Annotated in this window: 4 protein-coding genes and 1 pseudogene; all 5 read right to left on the bottom strand. The window is 64.5% G+C overall.

The window, feature by feature from the left end; all coding sequences use genetic code 11:
* Window positions 1-290: 290 nt before the first annotated feature.
* On the bottom strand, window positions 291-632 hold the full coding sequence (locus tag QWL29_RS26325) for a DUF1840 domain-containing protein (protein ID WP_305825815.1): 342 nt from the start codon (window positions 630-632) through the stop codon (window positions 291-293).
* A gap of 77 nt (window positions 633-709) precedes the next feature.
* A complete protein-coding gene (locus tag QWL29_RS26320; protein ID WP_305825814.1) occupies window positions 710-2,263 on the bottom strand; it encodes an ABC transporter permease in 1,554 nt (517 codons plus the stop codon).
* Window positions 2,260-2,988 (bottom strand): ABC transporter ATP-binding protein, encoded by a 729-nt coding sequence (locus tag QWL29_RS26315; protein ID WP_305825813.1) that lies wholly within the window; start codon window positions 2,986-2,988, stop codon window positions 2,260-2,262. The genes QWL29_RS26320 and QWL29_RS26315 overlap by 4 nt, the downstream gene beginning before the upstream one ends.
* A 2-nt stretch (window positions 2,989-2,990) precedes the next feature.
* Entirely contained in the window at window positions 2,991-3,524 is a 534-nt protein-coding gene (locus tag QWL29_RS26310; protein WP_305825812.1) for a hypothetical protein, read from the bottom strand.
* 41 nt (window positions 3,525-3,565) lie between these two features.
* Window positions 3,566-4,165, bottom strand: a pseudogene (locus tag QWL29_RS26305) (ATP-binding protein); the annotation flags it as partial.
* Window positions 4,166-4,384 lie beyond the last annotated feature (219 nt).

The following is a 4,384-nucleotide window of genomic DNA, read 5'->3' as shown; positions in this document are numbered from 1 at the left end:
TGATAGTGCTGCAACCAGTGTGAAAGTAGGTTATCGTCAGGCTAGGTATATGAAAAACCCCGCAGAGTGATCTCTGTGGGGTTTTTTGCTTTGGGCGCTCAATTCATTTTTCGTCCGTTTACATGCGGCGCCGATGATCAGATGGTGAGACCGCGTGGGCACGAGTGCCCACCCTACAAGCAGACCCAACACCGGTCTTATAAGCAAAAAAGGAAGCGCAAGCGCTTCCTTTTTATCGACATTACGCCGATCGCCCTGAGCGGCATTGCTGCCGGCTCAGCGGGAAAAACTTACACGCCCCAGAGAATGTCGCACTGCTGGTCGCGTGCCGCGCGCAGCATTTCCAGCATTGGGTAGGCACGGGTCGAAAAGCTGACCACTGCGGTCTGCTCATGCTCGGGATCGTCTTCATCCAAACGGTGCGCCTTGATGTCCTGCTCGACTTCGTCGGTGGACGGGTGCTTGCGGCTTTCTTCGATCTCGTGTTCCAGCAGCTGGACGGCGCGGGTGGCTTCCGCAGAGGTGATGACGCCAATGTCCGCCTCTTTGTTCAGGAGGTCCAGGATGCGCTTGGCGTGCTCTTGATACATCATCACGTCAGGGTAAGCTTTGCTTTTAAAAGTGATTAACATATGCATTCTCTTCTTGTTTTACTTCGTAACTAAACGATAACACGACTGCCCATTTCAGGTCGTCCCGCGCACGCCTGCTAGTGGGAGCGGTGCCGAAAGATCCATGCCAGGAAGGGTACGCCCAAGGCCACCGCGCCTGCAACGCCCATGCCAACCGCCGTCAGCAGGCCTGTCTCCGGCTGGCTGGCTGTGTACGGCAGGAGAAACGCCAGTCCGCCCCAGCCGAACAGGTGACTCATCTCGAACAGGATACTGGCGCCCTTGCCCTGGGCGCGGCGGGTGAATGCGCTGCGCGGACCGGGCTTGCCCACCCACATGACGATCAGCGTGGCGCCGAGCGTGACGCCGCAGACCGTGAATGCGGCCAGCAAGCCGCTGAGCGGCGCGCGCCAGGTCAGCCACAGCACGGGCAGGCAGACCAGGGCCAGCACAGGACCGATGGCCGCGGCCATCTTGGCGCGGCGGATCGTGCGCATGTCGGCCGGCGCGGCGGACAGCAGGTCGGGCGCGTCCTCGGCCAGCAGGATCACCCAGGCCAGCGACGAACCCAGCGAGCCGCACAGCAGCGTCAGGCCGGCGCCGACCGCCAGGTTTTGCGCGCCATCCTTCCGGAAGACCAGGAACAGGATGGGAATCAGGTAGAGCAGCTGCAACAGCACCTGCGAGATCAGCTGCGGATCGCGCAAGATAAGGCGCCACTCCTTGCGGATCAGCGACGACGCCAGGCTGCGGCCGAAGCGAAAACGCAGCTCGCCCGCCGGACGCCGTGCAACCGGCGCCACGCTCGCGGCAAGTTGCAGCCCGCGCGTAAAGCTGCGATGCGTCAGTGCCACCGTCAGTGCAAACGCCAGCAGCGCCACCACGCCGACAGCCGTGGCGGCGAATGGATCGCCTAGCAGCGCCCGGCCTGGCAGCCAGACCGGACTGTCAGCGGGAATCCAGGCGCTGCTCCTGGCCGCGCGCAACAGGAAGCCTTCGCTTGTGCCCGTCTGCACCGCCAGGTTGGGCAATTGCGACAGGATGAACAACAAGGCGCCGGCCAGCGCCCCGAGCACCTGCGCCACCACACGGGTGCGGCGCGCGCCCAGCCAGCGCACCAGGGCCAGCGTCAGCAGCATGGCGCCGGCGGAGGCGATTGCCGCCATGCCCAGCACGACCGGATACAGCGCCAGCCAGCGTGGATGCCCGCGCAGCGCGCCCGCATGTGCGAGCGGCGCCAGGAAGAACAGGTAGATCGTGGCCACGCCGATGACGACGCCCGCCAGGCGCACCGTGAAAATACTGCGCGAGGGCAGGGGCGAGGACAGCAACAAGTCCATGTCGCCGCGGTCGAACAGGACCTCGACGCTGGACTTCAGCGCACTCGACAGCATGAAGAGGAAAGTCGCGACCAGCAGCACGCTGGCCGCCAGCACCAGTTGCCGCGGCAACTCGTCATCGCCGCCGGAGATCAGGCCGACCACGAACCAGGCCCCGGCATGCACGAATAGCCACAAGACCAGCCAGACCGCCACCAGCTTCCAGTGGAAGCCGCGCGGCTCCTTGCCGTTCTTCGACGACAGCATGTTGTACCAGAACATCCGCAACTCATGGCGCAGCAGCCACAGTGCGCTGCCGGGCCGGGCGCTCATGCCTGCCCCGTCAGTTGCAGGAACATGTCCTCGAGCGTGTCCGCGGCTGTCTCCATGCGCAATTGTTCGAGCGTGCCCTGGGCAATCAGGCGACCGTGCTGGATGATGCCGATGCGCTGGGCCAGTCGCTCCGCCACCTCGAGGATGTGGGTGGTCAGGATCACCGTGCCGCCCTTGGCGACATGGGACAGCAATAAATCCTTGACCTGGCGCGACGCGCCGGCGTCCAGCCCGGTCAGCGGTTCATCGAGGATCAGCAACTGCGGTTCGTGGATCAGCGCCCCGGCCAGGGCCAGTTTTTGCTTCATGCCGCGCGAAAAACCTTCGGTCAGTTCGTGCGCGTGCTTGCTCAGGTCCAGCCAGTCGAGCAGCTGGCGCGCACGCGGCTCGGCCGCCGCCGCATCCACGCCCCAGAGCCCGGCAACGAACTCCAGGTACTCGGTCGGCTTGAGCTTCCCGTACAACATCGGGTCATCCGGCAGATAGGCCATGCTGCGCTTGGCGCCGGCCGGGTCCAGCGCCAGGTCGATGCCGTTGACCTCGATCCGCCCCGCGTCCGGCGCCAGCAGCCCGGCGACCATGCGCAGGGTGGTGGTCTTGCCGGCGCCGTTCGGCCCCAGCAGCGCATACAACTCGCCGCGCGCGATCGACAGGTCCAGGCCGTCGACGGCGGGACGGGCGAACTGCTTGCGCAGGCCGCTTATCAACAAGGAAGGCGAATCCATCTTCATAGCAGCGTGAACGACTTCATGAATTGTTCCGATTGCTCGGGCGGGACGGCTTTGGCCTTGCCCAGCACGATGACTTGGTAGAAGCGCTTGCCGCGCGATTCGAAGTGGCCGGTCAGCTGCATCGGCCCGCCATTCCCGGTACCGGTGGCATCGATGTCGATGCTCTTGCGTGCGCTCGCCGGATCGCCGCTGCTGGCCGCGCTGGCGCTCTCGCGCTGGACGGTTGCGCCGATATTGCGCAGCATGGCTGTCTTCATGGCGTCGACCGCCGCCTGCGCACCGGCCGCATCCTCGGCCACGCCGGTGCCGACTGCGAACATCACGCCTTCGACTTCGGCGGCGGTCATGGTCATCTCGACCTTGACCCCGTTCAGGTCGACGCTGCGCGTGTGGCTGGCCGGCTTGGCCGGGAACATCACGCGGTAGGGCGCTTCCGGGCTGCTGTAGTCGCGCCAGTTATAGGTGGGATTGCAGCCAGCCAGCAGCGTGGCTGCCAGGACGAGTGTGACGGCAAGTTTATTTTTTCGCATCCCTTGATGGTAGCAGGGCGCCGCCGTGCAGGCTACAGAAGCTAGCGATCGCGCAGCCCGCGCCGGTAACCGATGGCTTCGGCCATGTTCTCCGACGTGATCGCCGGCGAATCCGTGATGTCGGCGATCGTGCGCGCCACCTTCAGCACGCGGTGATAAGCCCGCGCCGACCAGTTCATCATCGACATGGCGGCACGCAGGGTGCGCTCGCCCGCTTCGTCGAGGGCGCAGTAGCGGTCGATCTCGCGCGTGCTCAGGCGGCTGTTCACCTTGCCCTGGCGTTCGAGCTGCAGTGCATGCGCACGCGCCACGCGCACGCCGATGGCCGCCGTGCTTTCGCCGTCGGCCTGGGCCGCCATGGCGTCGGGCAGCATGGCCGTTACCTCGACCTGCATGTCGATGCGGTCGAGCAGAGGGCCGGAGATGCGGTCCTGGTAGCGCTGCGCCGCCTCGCTCGTGCAATGGCATTTGCCGGAAGGATGGCCGTACCAGCCGCAAGGGCAGGGATTCATGGCCGCGATCAATTGAAAACGCGCCGGAAAGTCGGCCTGGTTGGCCGCCCGCGAAATCGTGATGCGGCCCGATTCCAGCGGCTCGCGCAGCACCTCCAGGACCTTGCGGTCGAACTCGGGCAGCTCATCCGCGTTTATATTCGGCGCAACCTTAGCCGAGTATCCCAAAACGACGGTGGCTACGGGCTGTAGAGTTGCGGATAGCTTCGCCCTATTAGCCGAAACAGTATGACGCTCAACTTAGGAGCAGTTACGGCTAAGGTCGAACGAGCAGCCAGAGCTAATACACCAGGGCTTCTTAGGTGTCAAGTCCCGTTTGATCGTAAACGCGTTTAACGAATAATTCTG

The organism is Massilia brevitalea, from assembly GCF_030711405.1.
GTDB classification, from domain to species: domain Bacteria; phylum Pseudomonadota; class Gammaproteobacteria; order Burkholderiales; family Burkholderiaceae_D; genus Telluria; species Telluria brevitalea.
This window is presented reverse-complemented; position numbering and strand designations above follow the sequence as displayed.

Coding starts and splice junctions, on each gene's coding strand:
- QWL29_RS26325 (WP_305825815.1), bottom strand. CDS start 632: ATGTTAATCACTTTTAAAAGCAAAGCTTACCCTGACGTGATGATGTAT.
- QWL29_RS26320 (WP_305825814.1), bottom strand. CDS start 2,263: ATGAGCGCCCGGCCCGGCAGCGCACTGTGGCTGCTGCGCCATGAGTTG.
- QWL29_RS26315 (WP_305825813.1), bottom strand. CDS start 2,988: ATGGATTCGCCTTCCTTGTTGATAAGCGGCCTGCGCAAGCAGTTCGCC.
- QWL29_RS26310 (WP_305825812.1), bottom strand. CDS start 3,524: ATGCGAAAAAATAAACTTGCCGTCACACTCGTCCTGGCAGCCACGCTG.